Origin of the sequence: Nocardioides bigeumensis, from assembly GCF_039531755.1 — a bacterium.
Lineage (GTDB): Bacteria > Actinomycetota > Actinomycetes > Propionibacteriales > Nocardioidaceae > Nocardioides > Nocardioides bigeumensis.
The window spans coordinates 651,904-678,033 of the sequence record NZ_BAAAQQ010000002.1; the positions used below are offsets into that span (position 1 = coordinate 651,904).

Annotated in this window: 20 protein-coding genes and 1 tRNA gene; 13 read left to right on the top strand and 8 right to left on the bottom strand. The window is 70.9% G+C overall.

Annotated features, from left to right (window positions below):
• Positions 1-22 precede the first annotated feature (22 nt).
• Positions 23-1,471, top strand: coding sequence for a pyruvate kinase (pyk, locus tag ABD295_RS04385; RefSeq protein WP_344302413.1), 1,449 nt, complete (start codon positions 23-25; stop codon positions 1,469-1,471).
• A 9-nt stretch (positions 1,472-1,480) separates the two neighbouring features.
• Here the strand turns inward: pyk and ABD295_RS04390 are convergent.
• Positions 1,481-1,553: transfer RNA gene (locus ABD295_RS04390), tRNA-Leu, on the bottom strand.
• Positions 1,554-1,673: 120 nt separating this feature from the next.
• Between ABD295_RS04390 and ABD295_RS04395 the strand changes: the two genes are divergently transcribed.
• The 6 genes from ABD295_RS04395 to ABD295_RS04420 all read left to right on the top strand — a co-directional run bounded on the left by ABD295_RS04395 (position 1,674) and on the right by ABD295_RS04420 (position 7,082).
• Positions 1,674-1,880 carry a hypothetical protein gene (locus ABD295_RS04395; protein ID WP_344302414.1) on the top strand — a complete coding sequence of 69 codons (207 nt, stop codon included), beginning with the start codon at positions 1,674-1,676 and terminating at the stop codon, positions 1,878-1,880.
• Between the two features lie 32 nt (positions 1,881-1,912).
• Positions 1,913-2,563, top strand: coding sequence for an ANTAR domain-containing response regulator (locus tag ABD295_RS04400; protein WP_344302415.1), 651 nt, complete (start codon positions 1,913-1,915; stop codon positions 2,561-2,563).
• 124 nt (positions 2,564-2,687) lie between these two features.
• A complete protein-coding gene (locus ABD295_RS04405) occupies positions 2,688-4,013 on the top strand; it encodes a branched-chain amino acid ABC transporter permease (RefSeq protein ID WP_344302416.1) in 1,326 nt (441 codons plus the stop codon).
• 12 nt (positions 4,014-4,025) lie between these two features.
• Complete coding sequence (locus ABD295_RS04410; RefSeq protein ID WP_344302417.1) at positions 4,026-5,198, top strand: branched-chain amino acid ABC transporter permease; 1,173 nt, start codon at positions 4,026-4,028, stop codon at positions 5,196-5,198.
• Positions 5,191-6,297, top strand: coding sequence for an ABC transporter ATP-binding protein (locus tag ABD295_RS04415; RefSeq protein WP_344302418.1), 1,107 nt, complete (start codon positions 5,191-5,193; stop codon positions 6,295-6,297). The genes ABD295_RS04410 and ABD295_RS04415 overlap by 8 nt, the downstream gene beginning before the upstream one ends.
• Positions 6,294-7,082 (top strand): ABC transporter ATP-binding protein, encoded by a 789-nt coding sequence (locus ABD295_RS04420; protein WP_344302419.1) that lies wholly within the window; start codon positions 6,294-6,296, stop codon positions 7,080-7,082. The genes ABD295_RS04415 and ABD295_RS04420 overlap by 4 nt, the downstream gene beginning before the upstream one ends.
• Before the next feature lie 201 nt (positions 7,083-7,283).
• Here ABD295_RS04420 and ABD295_RS04425 read toward each other — a convergent pair whose 3' ends face one another.
• Together ABD295_RS04425 and ABD295_RS04430 are read right to left on the bottom strand one after the other, a co-directional pair.
• Complete coding sequence (locus ABD295_RS04425; protein ID WP_344302420.1) at positions 7,284-8,651, bottom strand: ABC transporter substrate-binding protein; 1,368 nt, start codon at positions 8,649-8,651, stop codon at positions 7,284-7,286.
• A gap of 153 nt (positions 8,652-8,804) precedes the next feature.
• Positions 8,805-9,554, bottom strand: coding sequence for a DUF554 domain-containing protein (locus tag ABD295_RS04430; protein WP_344302421.1), 750 nt, complete (start codon positions 9,552-9,554; stop codon positions 8,805-8,807).
• 204 nt (positions 9,555-9,758) lie between these two features.
• Here ABD295_RS04430 and ABD295_RS04435 point away from each other — a divergent pair, with 204 nt between their 5' ends.
• Positions 9,759-10,340, top strand: a complete 582-nt coding sequence (locus ABD295_RS04435; protein ID WP_344302422.1) for a GNAT family N-acetyltransferase — start codon at positions 9,759-9,761, stop codon at positions 10,338-10,340.
• Between the two features lie 30 nt (positions 10,341-10,370).
• Here the strand turns inward: ABD295_RS04435 and ABD295_RS04440 are convergent, their stop codons facing one another.
• Positions 10,371-10,844 (bottom strand): PaaI family thioesterase, encoded by a 474-nt coding sequence (locus ABD295_RS04440; RefSeq protein ID WP_344302423.1) that lies wholly within the window; start codon positions 10,842-10,844, stop codon positions 10,371-10,373.
• 51 nt (positions 10,845-10,895) lie between these two features.
• Between ABD295_RS04440 and polA the strand changes: the two genes are divergently transcribed.
• On the top strand, positions 10,896-13,622 hold the full coding sequence (gene polA / locus ABD295_RS04445) for a DNA polymerase I (RefSeq protein WP_425573984.1): 2,727 nt from the start codon (positions 10,896-10,898) through the stop codon (positions 13,620-13,622).
• Between the two features lie 48 nt (positions 13,623-13,670).
• Here the strand turns inward: polA and ABD295_RS04450 are convergent, their stop codons facing one another.
• Positions 13,671-14,927: a lipopolysaccharide biosynthesis protein gene (locus ABD295_RS04450; RefSeq protein WP_344302425.1), complete on the bottom strand. Its 1,257-nt coding sequence runs from the start codon at positions 14,925-14,927 to the stop codon at positions 13,671-13,673.
• 65 nt (positions 14,928-14,992) lie between these two features.
• Between ABD295_RS04450 and ABD295_RS04455 the strand changes: the two genes are divergently transcribed.
• Entirely contained in the window at positions 14,993-16,705 is a 1,713-nt protein-coding gene (locus ABD295_RS04455) for an MmpA family trehalose lipid delivery protein (RefSeq protein WP_344302426.1), read from the top strand.
• 44 nt (positions 16,706-16,749) lie between these two features.
• Positions 16,750-16,911 carry a hypothetical protein gene (locus ABD295_RS04460; RefSeq protein ID WP_344302427.1) on the top strand — a complete coding sequence of 54 codons (162 nt, stop codon included), beginning with the start codon at positions 16,750-16,752 and terminating at the stop codon, positions 16,909-16,911.
• A gap of 56 nt (positions 16,912-16,967) precedes the next feature.
• On the opposite strand, the gene ABD295_RS04465 is transcribed toward ABD295_RS04460, so the two are convergent.
• On the bottom strand, positions 16,968-18,146 hold the full coding sequence (locus tag ABD295_RS04465; RefSeq protein WP_344302428.1) for a glycosyltransferase family 4 protein: 1,179 nt from the start codon (positions 18,144-18,146) through the stop codon (positions 16,968-16,970).
• A 67-nt stretch (positions 18,147-18,213) separates the two neighbouring features.
• Between ABD295_RS04465 and ABD295_RS04470 the strand changes: the two genes are divergently transcribed.
• Positions 18,214-18,999, top strand: a complete 786-nt coding sequence (locus ABD295_RS04470) for a class I SAM-dependent methyltransferase (protein WP_344302429.1) — start codon at positions 18,214-18,216, stop codon at positions 18,997-18,999.
• A complete protein-coding gene (locus tag ABD295_RS04475) occupies positions 18,996-23,159 on the top strand; it encodes an alpha-(1->3)-arabinofuranosyltransferase domain-containing protein (protein ID WP_344302430.1) in 4,164 nt (1,387 codons plus the stop codon). The genes ABD295_RS04470 and ABD295_RS04475 overlap by 4 nt, the downstream gene beginning before the upstream one ends.
• Here ABD295_RS04475 and ABD295_RS04480 read toward each other — a convergent pair.
• Positions 23,042-24,286 carry an acyltransferase family protein gene (locus ABD295_RS04480; protein WP_344302431.1) on the bottom strand — a complete coding sequence of 415 codons (1,245 nt, stop codon included), beginning with the start codon at positions 24,284-24,286 and terminating at the stop codon, positions 23,042-23,044. The two genes, ABD295_RS04475 and ABD295_RS04480, sit on opposite strands and share 118 nt — an antisense overlap.
• Complete coding sequence (locus ABD295_RS04485; protein ID WP_344302432.1) at positions 24,283-26,115, bottom strand: hypothetical protein; 1,833 nt, start codon at positions 26,113-26,115, stop codon at positions 24,283-24,285. Before ABD295_RS04485 ends, ABD295_RS04480 begins: the two co-directional genes overlap by 4 nt.
• Positions 26,116-26,130 lie beyond the last annotated feature (15 nt).

Below are 26,130 nucleotides of genomic sequence, written 5' to 3' on the forward strand. Positions count from 1 at the left end.
CAAAGGGCGCTAGGGTCGGGACGTGCGTAGAGCAAAGATCGTCTGCACCCTCGGCCCCGCGGTGAACACCCCCGAGAAGATCCGGGAGCTCGTCGATGCCGGCATGGACGTCGCCCGGCTCAACATGAGCCACGGCACGTACGCCGACCACGAGCGGGCCTACAAGCTCGTGCGCGAGGCGTCGGACGCGACCGGTCACGGCGTCGGCATCTTCGCCGACCTCCAGGGCCCGAAGATCCGCCTCGAGACGTTCGCGAACGGTCCGGTCAAGCTCGAGCCGGACCAGGAGTGGACGATCACCACGCGCGACGTGCCGGGAGACGCCGAGGCGTGCGGCACGACGTACAAGGGTCTGCCCGGCGACGTCGAGGTCGGCGACCCGATCCTGATCGACGACGGCAAGGTCCGTCTCGAGGTCACCGGCGTCAACGAGACCGACGTGACCACCCGGGTGGTGGTGGCCGGAAAGGTCAGCGACCACAAGGGCATCAACCTGCCGGGCGTCGCCGTCTCGGTGCCTGCGTTGTCGGAGAAGGACGTGGACGACCTCCGCTGGGCCCTCAGGCTCGGCGTCGACTACATCGCGCTCAGCTTCGTGCGCAGCGCGGCGGACGTCGAGGACGTCCGGAAGGTGATGCGCGAGGAGGACGTGCTGCTGCCCGTCATCGCCAAGATCGAGAAGCCGCAGGCCATCGACAACCTCGACGAGGTGGTGAAGGCGTTCGACGCGTTCATGGTCGCCCGTGGTGACCTGGGCGTGGAGTGCCCGCTCGAGGACGTGCCGTTCCTGCAGAAGCGGGTCATCGACAAGGCGCGACGCAACGCCAAGCCGGTGATCGTGGCCACGCAGATGCTCGAGTCGATGATCACCAACCCGGCGCCGACCCGCGCGGAGGCCTCCGACGTCGCGAACGCCGTGCTCGACGGCGCCGACGCGGTGATGCTCTCCGGCGAGACGAGCGTGGGGGAGTACCCCATCATCGCCGTCGAGACGATGGCGCGGATCATCGTCTCCACCGAGGACCACGAGCTGCGCAAGATGGCGGCGATCGACTGGCAGCCGCGCACGCAGGGCGGAGTGATCGCCAAGGCCGCCGCCGAGGTCGCCGAGGCGGTCGGGGCGTCGTACCTCGTCGCCTTCACGCAATCCGGCGACTCCGCCAAGCGGATCTCGCGCTACCGCGGCCCGATCCCGGTGCTGGCCTTCACGCCGGAGGCCAAGGTGCGCAGCCAGCTCAGCCTCACGTGGGGTGTCGAGACCTTCAAGACGTCGTTCGTGAACCACACCGACGAGATGGTGCGCCAGGTCGACGAGCAGCTCCTCGAGATCCAGCGCGTGGAGGAGGGGGAGCTCGTCGTCATCATCGCCGGCTCGCCCCCGGGCATCCCGGGCTCGACCAACGCCCTGCGGGTGCACCGGATGGGCGACGCGATCAACGAGGTCGCGCCGGCGTACCGCCGCGAGACCTGACGGGCTGGGTGCCCCGGGTGGGATTCGAACCCACACTGGACGGTGTTTGAGACCGCTTCCTCTGCCGTTGGGATACCGGGGCTCACGTCGCTGAGCACGTCGGCGAGAGCAGGAGAAACGTACCTGAGGGTGAGCCGAACCCTTGACCCCACGGCAATGTAGATTAAATTGATCGACAAATATCGAGGCGAGAGGAAGGCCGATGTTGCGGTTCGTCGACGGATGGGCACGCCGCACGCACGAGCGCGGCATCACCAACGCGCGGGCTGCCTCGACGGAGGCCAGCCGACGCCTGGTCGAGGCAGCAGACGTGGCAGACTTCCTGGACAAGCGGTACGCCGCCAAGGGGCTCGGGAGCCATGTGTCCGAGATTGGCAACAGGGCGTCGCGCGCGGCCGAGAGGCGCTGATCCCGGAGGTCCGTGCGGGATAGCCTTGCCGGGTGAATGACGAGCCACCCGGGCCGACGGGACCGGGTCCAGCCGACCCGACCGTTCGCCGGGTGGTGATCGCCGAGGACGAGGCGCTGATCCGCATGGACCTCGCCGAGATGCTCGCCGAGGAGGGCTACCACGTCGTCGGCCAGGCGGGTGACGGTGAGCAAGCCGTCGCGCTGACCGAGACGCTGCGGCCGGACCTCGTCATCCTGGACGTCAAGATGCCGGTCCTCGACGGCATCGCCGCAGCCGAGCGCATCGCCGCCGCGCGACTCGCGCCGGTGGTCATGCTGACCGCGTTCTCCCAGCGCGACCTGGTCGAGCGCGCGCGCGAGGCCGGCGCGATGGCCTACCTCGTCAAGCCGTTCGGCAGGCACGACCTCGTGCCCGCCATCGAGATGGCCGTCAGCAGGTACGCCGAGCTCACCGGCCTCGAGCGCGAGGTCGACGACCTCACCGAGCGGCTCGCTGCGAGGAAGGCGGTGGACCGCGCCAAGAGCGAGCTCCAGCGCACGCTGGGACTCAGCGAGCCCGAGGCTTTCCGGTGGATCCAGAAGACGGCCATGGACCTACGGCTCAGCATGCGTCAGGTCGCCGACGGAGTAGTCGAGCACGGGCCAGGCATTGCCGGTGACGGTTCGGAGGAGAAAACTTGACCTGTTCGCGACGTCTGGACGACCTGCTGCCGTGTTCGGCCAGTAGTGTTCGGCCCGGCTACCCCTACACTGCCCGTGCGCGTGGGACCCATCACCGGTCCGGCTCCGCGGAGGGAGGACACGAGTGACCACTCGAGCGATCGACCGACCACTGGTCCGGGGGGTGGCAGGCCTCCTGATAGGACTCGTCCTCGCCTCGCTCTCGGTGTTCCTCGCGGCCCCTGCGAACGCGCAGGCGACCCAGCTGTGCCTGGCCAACGAGACCACGTCGTGCATCGTCGGCACGCTGCGCACCGAGGCGGGGGTGGTCGCTGGCGTCGACATCCTGGTCGTCGGCCCGTCGGGTGAGGAGACGCTGACCTCTGGCGAGGACGGCAAGTGGAACCTCGCCGTCACCGAGCCGGGCGACTACACCGTCACCATCGACAAGGAAAGCCTCCCCGACAACGTCGCGGTCGTCGGGTCCGCGGAGAAGAAGCTCACCGTCACCATCGGTGAGCGGACCCGCCAGTTCGGCGCCCTGTTCGAGCTGCGCACCGGCGACTACAGCGCCGAGTCGAGCAAGGCCGACCAGCTCATGCAGAGCGCGGTCAACGGCCTGCGCCTGGGGCTCCTGATCGCGCTGGCCTCGCTCGGGTTGTCGCTGATCTACGGCACGACGGGGCTGTCCAACTTCGCGCACGCCGAGCTGGTCACCCTCGGCGGCGTGCTCGGCTACGCCTTCATCAGGCTGATGGGGCTCCCGCTCGTCGTCGGTGGCATCGCCGTGGTCGTCTGCTGCGGCTTCGTGGGTTGGCTGCAGGACCGGATCATGTGGCAGCCGCTCCGTCGGCGTGGGCTCGGCCTCACGCAGATGATGATCGTGACCATCGGACTCTCCCTGGCCATGCAGTACGTCTTCCAGTACTTCGTCGGCGCCGGCACCGTGAAGGTCGAGCTCGGGACCGGTGACGTCGCCCAGTTCGGGCCGGTCGCGCTGTCGTACCGCTCGATGGTGTCGATGCTGATCGCCATCGTGATGATCGCGGCCGTCGGCTACGCCCTGCTGCGTACCCGGATCGGGCGGGCCACCCGCGCGGTGTCCGACAACCCGGCACTGGCCTCGGCCTCGGGCATCGACGTCGACAAGGTGATCCGCCTCGTCTGGACCGTCGCCGCCGCGATGGCCGGTCTCGCCGGCCTGCTCTACGCCCTGGTGATCAGCAACGGCATCCGGTGGGACACCGGACTGCAGATCCTGCTGCTGCTCTTCGCGGCGGTCACGCTCGGCGGTCTGGGCACCGCCTTCGGTGCGCTGCTCGGGTCACTGATCATCGGCCTGGTGGTCGAGCTGGCCGGTCCGTTGGGAGCGCCTGGCGACCTCAAGTACGCCGTGGCGCTCGGGCTCTTGATCCTGCTGCTGCTGGTCAGGCCCCAGGGCCTGCTCGGCCGGGCCGAGCGAGTCGGCTGAGAGGGGACTGACATGACCATGAACTCGACAGAGCCCGGCGAGTCGCTGGCTGCCGCGGAGTCGCTCGCCGACGAGAACGCCGCCAGCAAGCGACCCGTGCTGCGGGCTGCCGCGATCGTCTTCGCCGTCTTCGTCGCGCTGCTGATCCTGGTGGAGCTCACCGGTGGCAGTCCGACGTTGATCATCAACGGCATGATGCGCGAGGCCGTCGCACCGCAGACAGCCGGTGTGGCCATCGCGGTGATCGGCCTCAACGTGCACTTCGGTTTCACCGGCCTGCTCAACATGGGCCAGGCAGGCTTCATGCTGCTCGGCGCCTACGGCTTCGCGATCTCGATCTCCAAGGGGATCCCCCTACCGGTGGCCATCCTGATCGGCCTGGCCGCCGCCATCGTGTTCGCGCTCATCCTCGGCATGCCGACCCTGAAGCTGCGCGGTGACTACCTCGCCATCGTCACCATCTCCGCCGCCGAGATCCTCCGCTACACCGGGCGGCTGGCCAACCTGGAGGACTTCACGGGCGCGGCCCAGGGCCTGCCGGGCAGCCTCTACCGCGACCCCTTCACCAGCCTGTCGATCTTCCCGGGCGGCGGAGTGGAGTGGGACCCCTTCCGCTTCCTCGGGCTCGACAGCATCGGTCTGGCCCTCAACTACCAGGCGACCGGTGTGAACGGCTGGTGGGTCCGCTTCGTCGCCTGGGTGCTGGTCGCCCTGGTCACGCTCGTGTTCTTCTACCTCGTCCGCAGCCCGTGGGGCCGCCTCCTGCGCGGCATCCGTGAGGACGAGGACGCGATCCGCAGCCTCGGCAAGAACGTCTTCGCCATCAAGATGCAGTCGCTGGTCATCGGCGGCGCCCTGGCGGCGCTGGGCGGCATGATCTACGTCCTGCCCTCGGCGGTGCAGCCCGACGCCATGGGACGTTCGTTGACGTTCTTCATGTGGACGGCGCTGCTGCTCGGGGGCGCGGCCACCATCTTCGGTCCGATCCTGGGCTCCATCCTGTTCTTCGGGCTGCGCATCTTCGTGCAGGGAGCATCCAACTCGATCGTCCCCGACAGCCTGATGAACACCCAGCAGAGCCAGCAGTTCAGCTGGATCGTGATCGGTACGGCGTTGATGCTGCTGGTGATCTTCAGACCGCAGGGCATCCTGGGTGACAAGAGGGAGCTGCGCTTCAATGTCTGATCTCGACCCGACCCTGACCAGAGGGTCACTGGCCGACCCGGCCGCGCGCAAGGCGCTCACCCAGCCCATCGAGCGTCGTCCCGGCTCCGGCAAGCCCGACCCCATCCTCAAGGTCGACAACATCGTCCGGAACTTCGGCGGCATCACGGCGGTCGACGTCGACCACCTGGAGGTGCAGCGCGGCATCATCACCGCGCTGATCGGCCCCAACGGTGCCGGCAAGACGACGTTCTTCAACCTGATCACCGGCTTCGACCGGCCCAGCTCGGCGCGCCAGGGTGCGCACTGGTCCTTCGACGGACGCACCCTCGACAAGACCTCTGCGAGCAGCGTCGCGCTGGCGGGCATGGTGCGCACCTTCCAGCTCACCAAGGCCCTCAACCGCATGACGGTGATGGACAACATGATGCTGGGTGCTCGCGACCAGAAGGGCGAGCGGCTCCTCAACGGCCCGTTCTGGTTCACGTGGAAGAAGCAGGAGGCCGAGGTCGAGGCGAAGGCCAAGGACCTGCTCCAGCGCTTCTCCCTCCTGGCGAAGAAGGACGACTTCGCCGGCAGCCTCTCGGGCGGTCAGCGCAAGCTCCTCGAGATGGCGCGCGCGCTGATGAGCGACCCGAAGATGATCATGCTCGACGAGCCGATGGCGGGGGTGAACCCCGCGCTCACCCAGTCGTTGCTCGGCCACATCCAGAGCCTGCGCGACGAAGGCATGACCGTGCTGTTCGTCGAGCACGACATGCACATGGTCCGGCACATCTCCGACTGGGTCGTGGTGATGGCCGAGGGCCGGATCATCTCCGAGGGCCGAGCGGACGAGGTGATGGCCGACCAGGCCGTCGTCGACGCCTATCTCGGCGCCCACCACGACACCGACCTCGGTGACGACGAGCTGCTCACCGACGAGAAGATGGAAGAGCTCGCCGACGAGGTGGCGGCAGAGGAGGCGGCACGCGACGCGGAGATCGCGGCGCACTCGCACCCGCACCCCGACCACCACCACGAGCTGGACGCCGACCACCACGCGGAGCACCACCACACCGATGCGCCCACCGGCCAGCCGGGCGGGGCGCGTCGCGCCGACGGGAAGGACCCGAAGTGACCGAGCAGCAGGCCGTCGCCGAACGCCCGAGCACGCAGCAGGCCGTGGTCGAGGTGACCGATGTCGTCGCGGGCTACCTCCCGGGCGTCAACATCCTCAACGGCTGCAACCTGGTCGCCTACCCCGGGGAGATGATCGGCATCATCGGGCCCAACGGCGCCGGCAAGAGCACGCTGCTCAAGGCGATGTTCGGGCTGGTGAAGGTGCACTCCGGCAACGTGACGCTCAACGGCCGCGACATCACCAACCTCAAGGCCAACCAGCTGGTCGCGATGGGCGTCGGGTTCGTGCCCCAGACCAACAACGTGTTCCCCTCCCTGACCATCGAGGAGAACCTGCGCATGGGGCTGTTCATGCGGCCCAAGAAGATCGACGAGCGCCTCGCCGCGATGTGGGACCTCTTCCCCGTCCTGCACGACCGGCGCAACCAGCGTGCTGGCGGCCTCTCGGGTGGCGAGCGCCAGTCGCTCGCAATGGCGCGGGCGCTGATGATGGAGCCGTCGGTGCTGCTGCTCGACGAGCCCTCCGCCGGTCTCTCCCCGGTGCGCCAGGACGAGACTTTCCTACGCACCCGCCGGATCAACAAGACCGGGGTCTGCGTCGTCATGGTCGAGCAGAACGCCCGCCGTTGCCTGCAGATCTGCGACCGCGGCTACGTCCTCGATCAAGGTCGCGACGCCTACACCGGCACCGGCCGCGAGCTGTCCAAGGACCCGAAGGTCATCCAGCTCTACCTCGGCACGCTCGCCGAGGACGTCGACACCGCCAAGACCGACTCGGCCTGACGCACCAGAACATCCGGGAGGGCCATTTCCGCGCAATTGCGCGGGAATGGCCCTTTCGTGCGCCGCGCCGGGGGCCACAACCCAGCAATTGCGCGGAAATCTCCCTCGCGGTGCGGCGCTCCAGGAGCTTCACGGGCAGCAGAAAGGCCCCGGACCAGAGGACCGGGGCCTTCCTGTGTGTCAGGAACTAGCTGAGGTCGATCAGTTGACCGACTCGGCCTCGAGGGTCGAGGTCAGCGAGTTCTGGTTGTTGCCGTCGTACTGGTAGATCCCGACGAACGCCGACGACGGGTCGTTGAGGTCGTTGATCGGGCCGATGCCGGACGGGCCGGCGTAGCGGATCTCTTCACCCTCTTCGAGCAGCGCGGCGCAGTCGGCGAAGCTGTTGCACTCGGTGCCCTCGGTGGCACCGGAGACGTCGGCGAAGTTCTTCTGGATCGTCTCCGACTTGGTGTCACCACCCTTGATGGCAGCCAGAGCCGCGAGGATGACCGCGTCGTAGGACTCCGCGGCGTAGGAGTAACCGGTCAGGGGCTCACCCTCGGCGAACTCGGACCAGCCACTGACTCGGTCCTTGAACGCCTGGTCGGGGTCGGCGCCCGGCAGGGTGCCCTGGGCGCCCTCGAGGGTGCCCGGCTCGAAGTCCTCGCTGTAGTCGTTGAGGTTGCCGTCGGTGTAGTAGGTCTTGCTCATGTCCCAGCCCTGAGCGGCGAGCTCGGGAACGATCGCCTTGGTCTCGTCGAAGGCGATGACCACGATCGCGTCGGGGTTCGACGCGAGGGCGGCGGTCACCTCGGAGGAGAAGGTGGTCTGGCCGGCGGGGAACTCGTTGCTGTCGCCCTTGCAGCCGTAGACGCACTCACCGCCGGCGCCCTCGAAGGCGGCTTGGGTGAAGTTGCGAAGACCGGTGCCGTAGGTGTCGTTGAAGACCAGGAAGGCGACCTTGGTGTAGCCGTCCTGAGCGATCAGCGAACCGAGCACGCCACCCTGGACGGAGTCCTCGGGGGCGGTGCGGAAGTAGTACGGCGAGTAGCCGGACAGGTCCGCGGCCGTGTTGGCCGGGGAGACCTCGACGACCTTGTTGTCGGCGAAGTTGTCGACGACGTTCAGCGAGACACTGGACGACGCGGCACCGATGACCACCGACGGGTTCGACGCGATGAGCGCCTGCGCCGAAGCGGTGGAGACCGACATGTCGGTGGAGTCACCGGAGTCCTGGATGTCGTGGCAGGCGTCAGAGCCGTTCACACCCCCAGCGGCGTTGATGTCGGAGACGGCAAGGCCGACGCCCGCGATCTCGGGAGGGCCGAGGAAGGCCAGGTTTCCGGTCAGGGGCAGGATGCCGCCGACACGGAAGGCGTTGTCCGCCGACTGATCGCCCGTGCACTTGTCGTTGGTGAAGGTCTCTTCGGCGGGAGCCTCGGACTCTTCATCGGTCGACTCGGACGCGGTGGGGGTGTCGTCGGCCTCGGGCTCGGGGTCCTCGGACCCACAGGCAGCCAGGGTCAGCGTCAGGACGGCGGTGCCGGCCAGCAGCTTGACCCAGGGGGTGGTTCGGGATCGATTCACGGGGTGAACCTTTCTATGGGCTTGGCGCAAAAGTGACTGCATCCAACCACGATGACCCGAGTCAGTCCCGTGGCAGGACGTCAGCGGGTTCAACCTAAGTCGACGTACTGACTGGACAGTCACCCCGCACCATGTCGTTAGCGAACCGTTACGTCAACGCACCATGCCGACGACCTGCACCAGAAGGGGCGCCACCAGGAGCCCCGGCAGCAGGTCTGCGACCGCGATCTCCCGGATGCGCAGCAGGCGCAGGGACACCCCGATCAGCATCAGGCCGCCGACCGCCGTGATGGCCGACAGGTGGGCGGCGGGCAGCACGTCGCCGAGCAGCACGCCGGCCAGCGTGAGCGAGCCCTGCACAGCGAGGATGGTGACGGCGCTCGCGGCGACGCCCCAGCCGAAGGTGGCGGCGAACGCGATGGCCGCGAAGCCGTCCAGGGTGGCCTTGAGGAACAACTGGTCCGCACCGTTGCCGAGGCCGTCGTTGAGGGAGCCGAGCACCGTCAACGGGCCGGTGCAGAAGACCAGCGAGGCGGCGACGAAGCCCTCCACGAAGCGGTGCCTCTCGACGGAACCGGCGCCCCTGTCGAGACGGCGCTGGAGGGCGCCGCCGAGGCTCTCCACCCGGTCCTGCAGGCGCAAGGTCGCGCCGATGATGCCGCCGACCACGAGCGCGGCCAGGACGATCAGCATCGGGGCTCCGCTCCCGACGTACGACGACAGGGCGGCGTCGGTCACGGCGACCGCGGACAGGCCGCCGATCAACAGCGTGACCAGGCCCAGCGCGTCCATGACGAGGTCGCGGACACGGTCGGGGATCCGGTGACCGAGCAGCACGCCGGCACCCGCGCCGACGAGGACGGTGAGCACGTTGACGGCGGTGCCGAGGCCAGGGAGATCCATGTCGACGTCGGCTCCTCGGGCGGGCTGCGCCGGATACCGGTCGGATCGGCGAGCTCCGGTGCACCATTTGGTGCACCGGGGGTTACAGGTGGGACTGATGAGCGTAGTCTCGTTGCTCGACGTCGCCTCTGGGGGGAGCGGGCGGGAGCGCAGACCCAGTGTGAATCCGTGACCTATTGGTCCCGAAGGTGAGGAGGCAGACGCGTGAGGTCTCCGGTGACGCTGCGCAGGGCGGAGGAGAGCGACGCCGAGGCGCTCGTGGAGCTCTGGGGTGCAGTGATGCGCAAGGCCGACCCGCAGGAGCTGCTCGGCGACGTCCTCCGGATCATCGACGGCTGCCGCTCCAACGACGACAGCCGCATCGTCGTCGCGGAGTACGACGGCGAGGTGGCCGGTTCGGTCTACCTCCGCACGACCACGATCACGCCGGTGAACCTGGAGCCGGTCGTGCAGGCGATCCACCCGCACGTGGCGCCGAGGTTCCAGGGCCGGGGAGTCGGCCGGGCGCTGATGGACGCCGCCGTCACCTATGCCGAGGACCACGGCATCGCGCACGTCGCGTCCGCCGCGCTCGCGGGCTCCCGTGACGCCAACCGCTTCTTCGCCCGCCTCGCCCTGGGTCCCATGGCCACGTTGAGGCTGGCCCCCACCGCGGTGATCAGGGCCAAGCTCTCGGTCGGCAGCCGCCATGCGGTCGGGGTCCGCCCGAGCCGCCAGCTCTCACAGGTCCTCGCTGCCCGCCGGTCCCTGCGCGGCAGCCGCAACGGCGCTCCCGAGTCGGTCTGACCCTCCCTGACGGGGCGGGCGAGCCGGTCGTCAGGCCGGCGCCGCCGACAGCAGCGCGCAGGTGATGCGCGCGGTGCAGATCCGTCGATCGCTCTCGTCGGTGATCACGACCTCGTAGGTCGCCATCGTGCGGCCGCGGTGCACGGCCGTGGCGACCCCGGTCAGCAGCCCCGAGCGGGCGGCACGGTGGTGGGTGGCGTTGATGTCCACGCCGACCGGCACCCGGTCGGGGTAGCCGTGCAACCCGGAGCCGACGGAGCCGAGCGTCTCGGCGAGGACGACGGAGGCGCCCCCGTGCAGGAGACCGTAGGGCTGGGTGTTGCCCTCCACCGGCATGGTCGCCACGACCCGGTCGGGACCGATCTCGACCAGCTCGATGCCCATCCGCTCGTTGAGGGCACCCATGCCCTCGGGGAGGGAAGCGAGGTAGTCCCTGACGCTCGGGGGGACGGTCGGAGGGGTGCTCGGGGGGATGCTGGGTGAGGGGGTGCTCGGGTCGGTCATGCCCACGATTCTGCTGTCGGTGGTGAGCAATAGGGTGACCGGGTGCCTCCGATCACGACCGACCCGGCGACCGCGACCACTCCGCGGCTCCTCCTGCTCGACGGCCACTCGTTGGCATACCGGGCGTTCTTCGCCCTCCCGGTGGAGAACTTCTCGACCACCACCGGCCAGCACACCAACGCCGTGTTCGGGTTCACCTCGATGCTGATCAACGTCCTGCGCGACGAGCAGCCCACGCACATCGCGGTCGCCTTCGACAAGTCACGTCAGACGTTCCGCCTGGCGGAGTACTCCGAATACAAGGCCAAGCGCAACAAGACCCCCGACGAGTTCAGCAGCCAGCTGCCGCTGATCCGCGAGGTGCTCGACGCGTTGCGCATCGCCTACCTCGACAAGGAAGGCTTCGAGGCCGACGACATCATCGCCACGCTCGCCACCCGGGCCGAGCGCGACGACCTCGAGGTCCTCATCCTCAGCGGCGACCGTGACTCGCTGCAGCTGGTCACCGACAAGGTGACGGTGCTCTACCCCAGCCGTGGCGTCTCGGAGCTGGCGCGGATGACTCCCAAGGCCGTGGAGGACAAGTACGGCGTGCCCCCCGCGCGCTACCCCGAGCTCGCGGCGATCGTGGGGGAGACCTCCGACAACCTGCCCGGCGTGCCGGGCGTGGGGCCGGGCTTCGCCGCTCGCTGGATCAACCAGTACGACGGGCTGGACGGCGTGATCACCCACGCAGACGAGATCACGGGCAAGAAGGGCGAGGCGCTGCGCGAGCACCTCGGCGACGTCATCCGCAACCGGCGCCTCAACGCCCTGGTGACCGACCTCGACCTCCCCGTCACACCAGCCGACCTCGAGATGCAGCCGTGGGACCGACAGGAGGTGCACACGCTCTTCGACGGGCTCGAGTTCCGGGTCCTGCGCGAGCGGCTCTTCGACACCGTCCAGGCCCTCAACGAGGAGGACATCGACGAGTCGGGGTTCGAGATGTCCGGCGTGATGCTGGAGCCGGGCGCCGTCGCGGGCTGGCTGGCCGAGCACGCCGGCGTACGCGTGGGGCTGACCGTGCAGGGCACGTGGCGGGCCGGCACCGGCGAGGCCCGCTCGCTCGCGCTGGCCGCTGCCGACGGCTCCGCGGCGTGGGTGGACACCGCGATGATCTCGCCGGACGACGACGCCGCGCTCGGCGCCTGGCTGGCCGACCCGGCCGCGCCCAAGGTGATGCACGACGCCAAGGGCCCGCTGTTGGCGCTGGCCGCGCGGGGGTGGCAGCTCGACGGACTGGTGAGCGACACCGCGCTGGCCGCCTACATCGTCAGGCCGGACCAGCGCACCTTCGACCTCGCCGACCTGACGCTGCGCTACCTCAAGCGCGAGCTCAAGCAGGGGGAGGTCGAGACGTCCCCCGGTGCCGACGAGCAGCTGAGCTTCGACTCCATCCTCGAGGGGGATGACGCCGAGGTCCGGCAGGTGGCGGACACGGCGATGCTGCACGCGCGTGCGGTCCTCGACCTCGCCGAGGCGCTGGACGTCGCCGTCGAGGAGCACGGGGGGACCCGGCTCCTGGCCGAGGTGGAGCTGCCCCTGGTGCACTGCCTGGCGCGGATGGAGCAGGCCGGCATCGCGGTCGACCTCGACCACCTCCAGGCCCTCGACTCCGAGTTCGAGGCAGGGGTGCGCCGGGCGGCCGCCGATGCCTACGAGGTGATCGGCCGGGAGATCAACCTCGGCTCGCCCAAGCAGCTCCAGGTGGTGCTCTTCGATGAGCTCGGCATGCCCAAGACCAAGCGCACCAAGACCGGCTACACCACCGACGCGGACGCACTCGCGGCGCTCTACGACAAGACCGAGCACCCCTTCCTCCAGCACCTGCTGACCCACCGCGACGTGATCCGGCTGCGGCAGACGGTGGTGGGGCTGCTCGCCTCGGTCGCGTCCGACGGCCGCATCCACACCACGTTCAACCAGCTGATCGCGGCGACCGGACGTCTCTCCAGCACCGATCCCAACCTGCAGAACATCCCGATCCGCACCTCTGCCGGGCGCCGGATCCGGGAGGGCTTCGTGGTGGGCGAGGGTTTCGAGTCCCTCATGACGGCCGACTACAGCCAGATCGAGATGCGGATCATGGCGCACCTGTCCGAGGACGCCGGCCTCATCGAGGCGTTCAAGTCCGGGAGAGACTTCCACTCGATCACCGCTGCGAAGGTGTTCGCGGTCGACGCGGACGCGGTCGGCGTCGAGGAGCGGGCCAAGATCAAGGCGATGAACTACGGCCTCGCCTACGGCCTGTCCGCCTTCGGACTCGGCCAGCAGCTCAAGATCGAGCCCTCGGAGGCCCGGCTGCTGATGGACGACTACTTCGAGACGTTCGGCGGGGTGCGTGACTACCTCGGCGGCATCGTCGACGAGGCCAGGCGCACCGGCTTCACCGAGACGTTGCTCGGTCGCCGGCGCTACCTCCCCGACCTGACCAGCGACAACCGCCAGCGTCGCGAGATGGCCGAGCGGATGGCGCTCAACGCACCGATCCAGGGGTCTGCCGCCGACCTGATCAAGGTGGCGATGCTCGGTGTCGAACGGGCGATCGACGAGGCGGGCCTGCGCTCCCGGATGCTGCTGCAGGTGCACGACGAGCTCGTGTTCGAGGTGGCACCCGGTGAGCGGGACGCGCTCGAGGCGGTCGTGCGGGAGCAGATGGGGGCGGCTGCCCAGCTGACCGTCCCGCTGGACGTCTCCGTCGGCACCGGGCGCAGCTGGCACGACGCCGCTCACTGACCCGACGCCTTCGCCCGCTTCGGACTGGTGACCGTCGGGTCGCCGGGATCAGCGGCCGGCGCCGACCGGCTCCCGATCCGGCGCGGTGCGGCGCAGGATGGTGAAGGTGGCGACCAGGAGGGCGCTGAAGAGCAGGCCGTCCACTGCCATCACGACAGTGAGCAGCCCCGTCAGCGAGGCTGTCGTCAGGCCGCCGACGACCATGACGACCAGGGCCAGCCAGACGGCGTACACCGAACGCTGGCCGCGCCGCGCCAGCACGGAGTACAGCAGCAGCTGCAGCATCGCGAGCAGCGTGCCGAGGGCGGCGAACAGCCACAGGGTCCGGGCGATCTCGGCGTACTCGTCGCCGCCGACGAACTTCAGCGCCAGATCCTGCAGCAGCCACGACGAGAGCACCGCGACCACACCGATGGCCGCCACCAGGGCGAGGCTGCGCACCAGCGCGCGGCGCCGCTCACCGGGCGACGACATCGACGGGAACGCGACGACGACCACGAACTGCGGGAGGAAGAGCACCGCCTTGACCATGATCAGGCCGGCGGCGTAGAGGCCGGCGTCGTGCTCGTCGAGCACGTTGCGGGCGATCACCACGTCGATGTTGGAGATCGCGAAGAGAGCCAGCAGGGCCTGGGAGTTCTGCACGGTCTCCCGCAGCACCGCACGGCCGCGGTGGTCCTGGTGGAACCCGGCGACCCGCTTGTGACGCAGGGCGACCGCGCCGATGGCCACCGGCACGAGCAGCGCGATGGTGACGCCGAGCATGGCGAGCTCCACCGAGGGGCGCCACACGATCAGCATCGTGCCGATCGCGAGGCGGGGGATGCCGACCCCGAGGTAGACGGCTCCGAGCGGGAGCCAGCGACGCTCGCCCTGGAGGATGCCGGCCTGCGCACCCATGATCGACGTCGGCACGACCGCGATGCCCACCAAGGCCGCAGCGAGCAGGTTGTCCAGGCGCAGCACCGCATTGATGACGGGAGCGGCGAGCAGCAGCAAGCCACCCAGGGCGAACGACGCGCGATAGCTGACCTTCATGATCGACTTCTCGATCTGCCCCACGTGCTCGGGTTCGGCGGAGATCCGGCGGGCCGCGGTGGCCTGGAGGCCGAGCTGGAGCACTCCGAAGACGAGCAGGGTCGCCATCAGGCCGGCGAAGGCGCCGTACTCACGGGGACCCAGCACGCGCGCCGCCACCATCGTGTAGGCATAGCTCGCGACGTTGGTGACTGCCATGGCCACCGCGATGCCGGTGCCGCTCTGCGCGAAGGCGCGCAGACGCGATCCAGCGGCAAGGGAGGACATCCCCCCAGAGTAGATGCTGGCCTGCGGCGCGGAGGACATTGCCCCGAACGCACTACGGTGGCCGCGTGCTGGGTCGACCGAGGCTGGCTCGCTGGTGGCCGCTGCTCTGGTCGACGGCGCTCGCGGCGCTGCTCCTCGGTCCGGGTCTCGGTCTCGGCTACGTCGTCCGCAACGACATGGTGTGGGTCCCCGACCTGGCGCTGCGCCCCGACTTCTTCGGCCTCGGCACCGGGCTGCCGCGCGCCGTCCCCTCCGATGCGGTCGTCGCTGCGCTGGACCTCGTCCTCCCAGGGATGCTGCTGCAGAAGGCGGCGCTGTTGGGAGCCCTGGTCGCCTCGGGGAGCGGTGCTGCCCGGCTGCTGCCGGAGGGATGGCTGGCGGCGCAGACGGTCGTGGCCACGCTGGCGGTCTGGAACCCCTTCGTCGTCGAACGGTTGCTCATCGGGCACTGGCCGGTGCTGCTGGGGTACGCCGTGCTGCCGTGGGTGGTCCTCGCGTCGCGCGCCTGGCGGGCAAACGGCCGACTGCCCGCGGTGCTGCCTCTCCTGCTGGTCGTCGGCAGCCTCAGTGCGGGGGCCGGCATCGTGACCGGCCTCCTGCTCCTCGCCCTGGTCGCCTCACGCGGATCGGTGCGCCGGAGCGCCGTGGCGGTGGCGCTGGTCGCGGCCGCCAACGCGCCGTGGCTGGTGTCCGGGCTCCTGCACGCCCCCGCGGCGCGGTCCGATGCCGCCGGGGCGGCGGTCTTCGCACTGGGGGACCCGGGGTCGCTGCCCGGACCCGTCGCAGCGCTGGCGCTGGGAGGCATCTGGAACGACGAGGTCGTGCCGTCCTCCCAGGAGGGTGTGCTCGGCTGGGCGTTCGTCGCCATGGTGGTGCTCCTGGCCGGGTTCGGGGCCCGCACCTGGTGGCGCCACGCCGAGCGTCGCGAGCGGACCGCCCTGGCGGGCTGCTGGGTCCTGGGCTACGGGCTGGCGGTGCTGACCTGGGCGTTCCCGGACGCCGTCGGGACGCTCGCCGAGACACTGCCCGGGGGCGGCCTGCTGCGCGACGGGGCTCGCTGGCTCGTCCTCTGCGCGCCGTTGACCCTGACACTGGCGGGACACGGCGCCGCGGCCCTGTTCCGGATGCTGGCGGACGCGCCCGTTCCCCGCGTCACGGCCGCCCTCGTGCTCGCGGTCCTGCCGGTCACGCTGATGCCCGACGCGGCGCTCGGCGTCGGCGGTCGCGTCGAGGCCCGCGACTACCCGGCGGCGTACGCCGAAGCCCGCGCAGCCCTGGTGGGCGACGGAGCCCCGGGCGACGTGCTGCTCCTGCCCCTGTCGGCCTACCGCCAACCAGCCTGGGCGGGCGGGACCAAGATGCTCGACCCTGCCGGCCGGTACCTGCCGCGCGACTACGTGGCCAGCGACGAGCTGGTCGTGTCGGGGCGAGTGGTGGCAGGTGAGGACCCCAGGGTCGTCGAGGCCGCCGCGGCCCTGGCCGCAGGCTCCCCGGAAGCACGCGCAGAGGCGCTCGCCGGGCTGGGGATCGGCTGGGTGGCGACGACGGCACCCGGTGGGCCTGACGTCGCGGGCCGCGCCTTGGTGGATGCGACCGGGCTGCGGCTCGTCCGGATCGAGTCGGCGTCCGCGCCGCCGCCCGCACCGCCGCCCGCGCCGGGGTCGTGGATCGCCGCCATGGTCCTGGCTTGGCTCGCCTTCGCCGGCGTGCTCGCGCTCGGGCCGTCCGTCGCCGTGCGCCGGGTCAGACGGGGTGCGCAGGAAGTTTCTGCCCGGTAACAGTGAGTGCTACGGTTTGCCAGGGTTTCTGAGGGAGGAAAGACGTGGGCGGGTTTCTGGGCGTGCTGGGCAGCATCGTGGTCGGTGGTGCCGTGGCGACCGCGACCACCCTTGGCGTCATCAGCTCTCAGACCGGGCCCGCCGAGCAGTCTCCTGCCGACGTGAGCTCCGAGATCGTCGTCGACTACGGCACCGCGTCCAACTAGCCACTCTCGGGTCTCGTGACGGTCGTTGCCACGACCTCCTCGACCGCCGGGCGGTGCTACTCCGGGTCCTGTGCGTCCAGCCGGCGGCCCGACAGCGCTGCCGCGACGACCAGCCCGAACGACTCCTGGGCGTGCTCCCAGGTGAACTGGTGGCTCATCTCCTGAGCACCGGTGGCCAGCCGGGTCCGCAGACCGGGGTCGTCGAGGAGCGATCCGACCGCCTCGACCAGCTCGGCGCGCGTGTCGACCAGGATCCCTGAGCGACCGTCGGCCACCGACTCCCGCGTCCCGCCCGCGGCGCGATAGGCCACGGTCGGCGTCGCGTGCATGCCTGCCTCCCCGATCACCAGCCCCCAGCCCTCCTTGAGCGAGGGCAGCAGCAGTGCCCAGGCCTGCTCGTAGACCTCGTGCTTGCGTTCCTCGCTGACGTGCCCCTCGAACACCACTGCGTCTCCGGCGCCGCGCTGCGCGGCGTACTCGTGCAGGTGTCCCTCCCACCAGCCGCTGCCGACGACGTGCAGCCGCAACCCTGGATGCCGTTGACGCAGGGCGAGCGCGACGTCGATGGCGTGCTCGACCTGCTTGTGCGGGACCAGCCGCCCCACGACCGCCAGCATCGGGTCCGCCGACTTTCCGGGGAGCACAGGCAGCACCGGGTCGGTGCCGTTGTGCACCACGGCGATGCGAGGGCCGCGCACCCCAAGTCCCTGGAGCTCCGAGCGGGTCGCCTGGGAGACCGCGACGTACTGGCAGCGGCGGTAGAGCAGCGGCGCGAGCCGGCGCTCGATCCACCAGCCCACCCGGCCGGTGAGGCCGGGGTAGACGATCGGCCACTGCTCGCGGTGCACGTGGTGCACCAGGACGACGACCGGTCGGCGGGTCACCAGCCGGGTGAAGAAGGGCAGCCCGTTCTGCACGTCCACGACCACGTCGACGTCGCCCCGATCGTCGCCGAGGTCGCCGCGCCGCAGCGCCTGCATGCCCCGGGCGTAGACGCTGACCTTCGAGCCCCGCCGGACGAAGCGGACCCCGTCGATGACCTCGTCGGGCGGCGCAGCCGCGTGTGCCGCGCAGAAGACCGTGACGGAGCAGCCGCGGGCGACCAGGCCCTCGGCCATCTTCTCCAGGTAGCGCTCGGCGCCGCCGCCCTCAGGGTTGTGGGTGTCGCGCCAGCTCAGGAAGGCGACGTGCTTGCCCGCGAGGTCGCCCGCAGGACTGTCGGGCACGTCGGTCACGCAGCGGCACATTACTCGCCAGTCAGTTGCGGGAAGGAGCGCTCAGGAGGTCGGTTAGGGTCTGCCCGTGCTCGCGCAGGACCGGTCTCCTCAGCTGACCCGGTGGCGACCCGACCTGATGCGGTCGGTGCGGCTCCTGCGCGAGTTCCGCTACGAGCAGCCGGACCCGGACCGGTTCTACTCGGCGATCGCGCGCGACTCCGCCGCCCAGCTGGCGTCGTACGTCGACCTGGACGGCCGCCTGATGCTCGATGTCGGCGGCGGGCCGGGCTACTTCCGTGACGCGTTCGAGGCTCTGGGGGCGATCTACCTCGCCCTCGACGCCGACGCCGGCGAGCTCGCCGGCCTGGGGCGCGGCGTCCCGCCAGGACATCCCTCCGGCCACCTGGGTGGGCGCACCGTCATCGGGAGCGGCACCGCGCTGCCGTTCGCCGACTCCTCGCTGGACGTCACCTACTCCTCCAACGTGCTGGAGCACGTCGCGGCGCCCTGGGCGATGGCTGACGAGATGCTCCGAGTCACCCGTCCCGGCGGGACGGTGCTGCTCAGCTACACCACCTGGTACGGCCCCTGGGGCGGCCACGAGACCTCGCCCTGGCACTTCCTCGGAGGTCGCCGGGCCCGTCGCCGGTACGCCGCGAAGCACGGGCACGAGCCCAAGAACAAGTACGGCGAGTCGCTGTTCGCCGTGACCGTCCGCGACGGCCTCGCATGGGCGGAGCGCCAGGACTCGGCCGAGGTCGTGGAGCTCTTCCCGCGCTACAACCCAAGCTGGTCCTGGTGGCTGCTGAGGGTGCCGGTCCTGCGCGAGCTGGTCACCTGGAACCTCGTCGTCGTGCTGCGCAAGCGATGAGTGACCCGAGCGGTCCGGCGGAAGGTCCGATCGAGGGGGCACGGACACGGTTCCGGGTCCGGTTGGCGGCAGGGTGCCTGCTCCTCGGCGGACTCGCCTTCGTGCAGGACCCCGGCAGCATGGTGGCCGACACGAAGTTCGACCTGGCGGTCGACCCGGGCGCGTTCCTGGCGAGGGCTCTCCATCTCTGGGACCCGCAAGGCGCCCTGGGGCAGCTCCAGAACCAGGCCTACGGCTACCTGTGGCCGATGGGGCCGTTCTTCTGGATCGGCGACCTGCTGGACGCGCAGGGCTGGGTCGTGCAGCGGCTCTGGCTGGCCACCGTGCTGTCGGTCGCCTTCGTGGGCACGGCGCTGCTGGCGCGGGCACTGGGGGTGCGCTCGGACCTCGCCTGTCTCGTGGCCGGGGCGGCGTACGCCTTGTCACCGCGGATGCTGAGCACCCTCGGGCCGATCTCGATCGAGGCCTGGCCCAGTGCACTCGCGCCTTGGGTGCTGCTGCCTCTCGTCCTCGGCTCCGAACGCGGCTCGCCGCGCCGGGCGGCGGGGTTGTCGGCCCTGGCGATCGCCATGGTGGGAGGGGTGAACGCGGCGGCGACGTTCGCCGTGATCCCTCTGGGCGCCCTCTGGTTGCTGACCCGCCGCGGCGGGCCACGACGCAGACGGCTCCTCTTCTGGTGGCCGGTCCTCACCCTGCTCGGGACCCTGTGGTGGCTGGTGCCGCTCTTCGTCATGGGCGGCTACAGCCCGCCCTTCCTCGACTTCATCGAGTCCTCGACCAACACCACCTTTCCGACCACGCCCTTCGACGTGCTGCGCGGCACGTCCAACTGGACGGCGTACGTCGACGGGACGCAGCGGGCCGGCAACGACCTGCTGCGCCAGTCTGTGCTCGTCGTGAACAGCGGGGTGCTGCTGCTGCTCGGCCTCGCCGGGCTGATGGCCGCCCGGACCCGTGAGAGGGCCTTCCTGGCCCTCGGCGTCGGCCTCGGCCTGGTCCTCGTGGGCATGGGTCACGTCGGCAGCACCGCGGGGTGGGGCAGCGGGGACCTGAGGTCCTTGCTGGACGGGGTGCTCTCGCCGCTGCGCAACGTGCACAAGTTCGACCCGGTGGTGCGGCTGCCGCTCGCCCTGGGGCTCGCCTGGACCGTCGAGCACCTCCTGCGCGACCGGGCAGCGCGAGGGGAGGACGGCGCCATGCCCTCGCTGAGCACCCGGAGCAACGCCCTCGTGCTGGTGGGCGCGGCGGTGGTCGCCGTCCTCGGTGCGGCTCTCCCCGCGGTCAACGCCCGGATCCCCCCGGCCGGTGCGGTGCAGACCGTGCCCGGCTACTGGCGCGAGACTGCCGCCTGGCTCGAGCGCGAGGACGCGACCGCACTGCTCGTGCCCGGCTCGTCGTTCGCCCAGTACGTCTGGGGAGCGCCTCGTGACGAGCCCTTGCAGTTCCTTTACGCCGGCCGGTGGGCGGTGCGCAACGCCGTCCCCCTGACGCCACCGGGCAACATCCGCACCCTGGACGCGCTGGAGACCCGCTGGGCGGAGGGACGGGGCAGCCGCGGCCTGACGGGCGCGTTGCGCCGCGCCGGGGTCACGCACCTCGTCCTGCGCAACGACCTCCAACGCTCCATCGACGTCCCGGACCCCGTGCTCGTCCACCAGGCGATCGCCCAGACCCCCGGCCTGGCGAGGGTGGCCACGTTCGGCCCCGACGTGGGCGGCGGCGCGTCCCTCGAGCCCGATGAGGACTTCGGTCGGATCGTGGTCAACGACGGCTGGCAGGACGACTACCCGGCGGTCGAGGTCTACGCCCTCGATGCGTCGACGCCGGCGGTCCGCGTGGCCGGCGAGCCGCCTGTCGTCGTGGGTGGCCCCGAGGACCTCCCCGACCTGGTCGATCTGGGGGTCCTCGACGACCAGCCGACGGAGCTGGCCGTCGATGCCGGGACGTGGGACCCGAACCGTGAGGTCGTCCTCACCGACGGCCTGCGCGACGTGGAGCGGCACTTCGGGCGGGTCCACGACGGCACCTCGTCGACACTCGCTCCCGAAGATCCTCGACGGATGCCCAACCGCTGGGCCGACTACCTCGACCCCGGCAGCGCGCGCTGGACCACGAAGGCGCGGCACGAAGGAGCAGCCGCGGTGGAGGCGTCGTCCTCGATGTCCGACGCCAATGCCCTGCCGAGCGTGCAGCCGGGACGGCTTCCGTACGCCGCCGTGGACGACGATCCCGCCACGGCCTGGTGGTCCAACCGGGTGAGCGAGCCGGCGTGGTGGCGGCTGACCTTCGACGAGCCGGTGGACCTCGACCAGGTGACCGTCACGGCCGGGCCTGAGTCGAGGGAGAACGTCCGCCTGCGCACCGTGCACGGGGTCAGCGACACGGCCACCCTGGAGCCGGGGTCGAGCCGCACTTTCAGCCTGGAAGCCGACCTCGGCGGTGATGTCGGCTGGCTCCAGGTGGAGGACGGGTCCGGCGCGGCGGTCTCGAGCCTGGCACTGGCGGAGGTCGACGTCCCCGGCGTGTCGGTGCGACGCACGCTGGTTCTGCCGCAGCTCCCAGCCGGCTCCCCGGTGCCCGGGACGATCGTGCTGCGGGCACTGACCGACGCGCGCACCGGATGTGTCGACGTCGACGCGGCGGTCCGCTGCGCGGCCGGCCGCGCGGTCGCCTCCGAGGAGCCGGCAGGATTCCGCCGGGCGGTCACGCTGCCGGGCACCGCGGCGTACGACCCGGAGCTGACGGTCCGACCACGCCCGGGGGTCGCCCTCGACGAGCTCATCCAGCGCGATCGGCTGGCCGGCGCGACCGCCTCCAGCACGGGCCCGCCAGACCCGCGGGCCTCGGCGCTGGCTGCTGTCGACGGGGACCTCGGCACCACCTGGACGGCTGCGGACTCCGACCTCAGACCGACGCTGTCCCTGCGCTGGGTCGGCCAACGGCGCGTGTCCGGGTTGACGATGCAGGTCGCCGAGGACAGCCCGGCGCGGCTGCCGCGGACCGTGCGGGTGCGCTGGCCCGAGGGCAGCGTGCGCGTCGAGGTCGACGACGGGCGGGTGCGACTGCCGACACCGGTCGTCACCGACCAGCTGACCGTGGTCGTCAAGGAGGCCGAACCGGCCACGAGCCTGGACTTCGACTCGGTGGCGAGCTTTCTCCCGGTCGGCATCGGCGAGCTGCGCGTGATCGGAGTGCCGGCCTTCCCGATCCAGATCGACCCGGAGCGCAGAGAGCTGCCGTGCGGGTCCGGGCCCACGATCCAGGCCGGCGGTCGCAGCGTGTCCACGGCCGTGACCGCGAGCATGGCCGACCTGTACGCCGGCGCGACGCTCCCGGCTCGCGTGTGCTCGTTCTCGGGGCTGGTCCTCGGGCCCCGGGAGAACCTCGTCGACGTCAGGGCCTCGGCCCAGTTCGCCCCGGTCGCGCTGGTGCTCAGCGCCCGCGGCTCACGGCTCCCGGACGGGCACGTGATCGCGGGCGGGGCCGATCTCGGCGATCCGGTGAGCCGCACGCTGATTCCCGAGGGCGGGGCCGGCAGCGGCGACGCGGTCGTCTGGGTCGCCGAGAACGCCAACACCGGCTGGGAGGCCAGGCAGGACCGTCTGCTGGAGCCGGTGGTGGTCGACGGGTGGCAGCAAGGTTGGCGGCTGGACGGCAGCAGCACGGCCGTGCGCGCGACCTTCGGGCCGGACGACCTCTACCGAGCCGGTCTCGGAGTCGGGGCCGTCACCTTCGGCCTGCTCGTCCTGCTCGTCGTTGCCCGACCACGGCGACGCTGGGCCCCGCATCCGGTGCTCTCGTCCGCTCGACTGCGGTGGCCGGTGGCCGTCGTGCTGGCCGGCGGCGTCGGCGGACTCGTGGTGGGCACGACAGGGGCGCTGGTCGCCGTCGGCGCGGGTGTCGCATCGGCGGTGGCTGCACGGTGGGCGCCGGAGGTCGCGCCCTGGGTGCTCGCCTCGACGCTGGTGCCGGCCGTGGCCGCGTACGCCGCCAGGCCGTGGGGCTCCGGAGACGGGTGGGCAGGCGCCCTGGACTGGCCGCACTACCTCGTCGTCGCGGTGGTCGCGTGCGTCATCGGGGCGTCCTCGAGCGCCGGCGCCCGCCCGGGTGGCTCACGCCGGTGGGCGAAGCGCATGGCCGGGCGCTCCACCAGCCGGTAGGCCAGCTCGGCTGCGACGAGCGAGCCGAGGACGGTCAGCAGCCAGATGGTGAAGCCGTGCCCGCCGAAGAGCGGGTAGCCGGTGAGTCCCATGACGAGGTGCAGCACCGGGAGGTGCAGGCAGAAGATGCTGTAAGAGATGTGACCGAGGTGCCGCAGCGGCGGCCACGAGAGCACCTGCGAGAAGGCGCCGGGGCCGGCGAACACGCCCGGCAGCACGAGCAGGCCCGCCACGAAGGCGTACAACAGATTCTTGGTCAGGGCTTCCGACGGCGTCGACACGAACAGCAGGGCCGGCCCCGCCACCGGCGTGGCGGCGACCAGGAGCAGGCCGAGAGCCATCGCCCAGCAGGCTCCCGGCATCCGGCCGAGGTCGCGCAGTGCGAGGGCCGCACGCGGTGGGCCGGGGCGCTGCTGCAGGACCACGTGGGCGAGCGCGAAGCCGATGCCGACGGAGAACCAGGTGAGGAAGGCCGGCAGCCAGGTGAGCGGGGCGCCGGCCACGAGCTCGTCCATCCGGTGCCCGATGTCGAGGACCCAGGCCGCACTGACTGCGGTCAGGAGCATCAGCAGGCCGACCACGCGCAGCGGGCGCAACGGGCCCCCTCTTCCGACCGCGACCAGCATCAACAAGGGCAGCAGGGCGTAGAAGGCCACCTCGACGCCGAGGCTCCACATCTGCGTGAGGCCTTGGGGGAGCCGCGCCGAGGCGTAGGTGTCGAGCAGCAACAGGCTGCGCAGCCAGTCTCCGGCCGAGGCGCCGTCGTTCTCGGGGATGAGGAGCAGTGCGAGCACCACCGTCACGGCGTACACCGGATAGATGCGCAGCAGCCGCTTCAGGGCGTAGCGCCCCACCGGCTGCGGAGGGCGGCGCAGCGCGGCGCGGGCGAGGTAGGACCGCGAGAGCAGGAACCCCGACAGCACGAAGAAGATCGCCACACCGATGTCGAGGCGCGACAGCAGCGTGCCGAGGTAACCGTGCCCGAGGTAGTCGCCTGACTGGAAGGCCGTGTGCGTGGTGAGCACGGCCAGCGCACCGACGGCACGGAGGGTGTCGAGCACCGGGAAGAGCGGGGCCAGCTGCACGGCGGGCTCGGCGCCGGGGACCTGCTCGGCTTCAGTGCTCACTCCCAGGCTCCTCCGGGCACGACCTGTCCGACCTCCACGATGTCGACACACATCGTCGCACCGTCCTCGAGCCCAAGGATGTGGACCTTGTCGAAGGCGCCTTCGACCTGGACGAACAGCTCGTGCAGGCCGCGCTGCACCTCGGTGGTCACTTCCGAGTCGCCCGCCACCACGGTCACCGGTGACGCCTTGCTCGCCAGGTAGCCGACCCGCACCCACCAGGTCCACTCGAACGCCTCCCCGACGAGGGGGATGTAGCGGCCGCGCTCGGTGACGGTCCACCCGCAGCGTCGGGCAGGCCCGCGCTCGGACCGGACGCCGAGCTCGATCGCGGCCCGGCGGATCCCGCCGTCGGGGGCGAGAGTGGCGAGCTGGCCGGTCGCCTCGGGGAAACGCATCCGGCCGTCCCCCCACAAGTCCGCGTAGGTGGAGAGCTGGTTGGCAGGCGCGAAGAGCGCGGGCACGACGCCCTCGGCGACGGCGGTGTCGGCCAGGTCCACCGAGCCGTAGGCCGCGAGGTCCTGACGCAGGTTGGAGACGTAGGGCTCGGTGGGGTTGGTCGTGTGCCAGATCCGGGCGAACCGGGCCGAGGACACGACCCCGCCCACCGCGACGAGCAGCACCAAGCCGACGACCAGCGACCGGGGCGCTGCTCGCGTGAGCAGCGGCTCCTCCCTCGGACGGCTCGAACCAGCCGCTCCCTGCAACGGCAGGTAGGCCAGCCCCGCGCAGATGACGGCGACGGGAAGGACGTCAGAGAGGTACCTCGGCTGCAGCCCGAGGAGTTCCCCGAACGCACCACCGCGCCCCCAGACAGTGAGACCGACGACGACGGCGAGGTAGCCGCCCAGCATGATCCAGGCGCGCAGCGTGCGCTCACGGCGCAGGAACGAGTAGGCGACGACCGCCGCGATGAGCACCCATGCGGACTGGGTCGCCCAGAGCGGAGGGTCCACGCCGACGGCGGGCTCCGGGAAGTCCGCCCAGCGCCACGGTCCGCCGACCACGCCCGTGCCGAAGGTGGTCCCGACGGCGTTCTGGACGAGTCCGACGTTGCTCTCCTCGGCGGCCTGCCCCCCGACCTGCTCCGCCAGCGAGAGGTACGCCGCGGCGTACCCCGCTCCCAGGAGCGCGCCAAGGACGACTGCGGGCCACCGGGTGCGCAGCAGCGTCCGCAGTCGCGCCAGCGGACCTCCCTCGGCGTACCAGCCGAACGCGAGCGCGCCGAGGAGCGGCAGGACCAGCACCGCCTTCTCCCAGAAGAAGAGCCCGACCATGACCGCCAGCACGGTGACGAGCAGCCAGCGGAGCCGGCCCTCGCGCAGGTAGCGGGCGCCGGCGCCGACGGCGAGGAACATGGCGAGCTGGAGCGGGACGGCGTTGACGGCCGCGGTCCACCAGTGCAGCGCGGGGACGACCAGCGCGCTGGTGAGGTAGACCAGCAGCAGCGTCACCGAGCCCAGGCTGCGCCCGAACAGGCTCGAGAGCATCCACCAGCACGCCGCGCTCGCCGCGATCTGGAGGGCCAGGACAAGGGAGGCGGCGACGGTCCAGTCCAAGCCGCCGCTGGCGAGGACGACCTCCGCGAGCAGGCGCCCCCCGGGCATCAGGTGGCCGTTGTAGGGCTCCAGCAGCGAGTGGAGCGTGAGCGGCTCGGCGAGCGCCTCGCGGAGGAGGTTGAAGTCGTCGAGGTAGAACCAGCCGCCGTACAACGCCCAGGCCCGGAAGGCCGCGTGCGCGAGGACCAGCATCCCGACCCCCCAGAGCAGTGCTCGACCCGGGTCGATCCCGGCCGGGACACGCACGTGACGCGGGGGACTGGTGGGCACACGGCAGTATCCATG